Origin of the sequence: Helicobacter apodemus, assembly GCF_000765745.2 — a bacterium.
GTDB lineage: Bacteria > Campylobacterota > Campylobacteria > Campylobacterales > Helicobacteraceae > Helicobacter_D > Helicobacter_D apodemus.
This window is the reverse complement of record NZ_JRPC02000127.1, coordinates 1-397: the sequence shown is the minus strand read 5'-3', so window position 1 is coordinate 397 and position 397 is coordinate 1. Positions and strand designations below refer to the sequence as shown.

The 397-nt window shown below is 29.2% G+C and carries 1 protein-coding gene; it reads right to left on the bottom strand.

Translation table 11 applies throughout. The features are described 5' to 3' along the window. Positions 1–134: 134 nt before the first annotated feature. A partial coding sequence (locus LS72_RS11485; protein WP_238700810.1) for a hypothetical protein occupies positions 135–397 on the bottom strand: 263 nt, incomplete at its 5' end.

The window sequence follows — 397 nt, the reverse complement described above, 5'->3', positions numbered from 1 at the left end:
AAAAGCATTTCCAGATAAAAATAGTTTAAATGGTAAAGATTTTATAAATGATATATTTTCCCGACAATAAATGCCAGTTGTTTAATTGTTTATATTAATCAATTTAGCTTATTTTAATGATTAAAATATGATTTTTATGCTATAATATAGGGAATTAAAGGAAAGGAGTTACATAATATGGAAATTAAAGAAATAATTGTATTGTTCGTCCTTGCTGTTATTCCGATTTCTGCGATTGTGTTGATGGTTGTTGGATACATAAAAGACAAAAAAGAATATGAAGAAGCAGTGGAACGCATTAGAAAAGCTAAACCACTCACAGGAACAGCTAAAGAAGTCTTTATAGGGACATATCTAGCACGATAAGTCTCTTTATTAACCTCAGGCAAGAAAACCC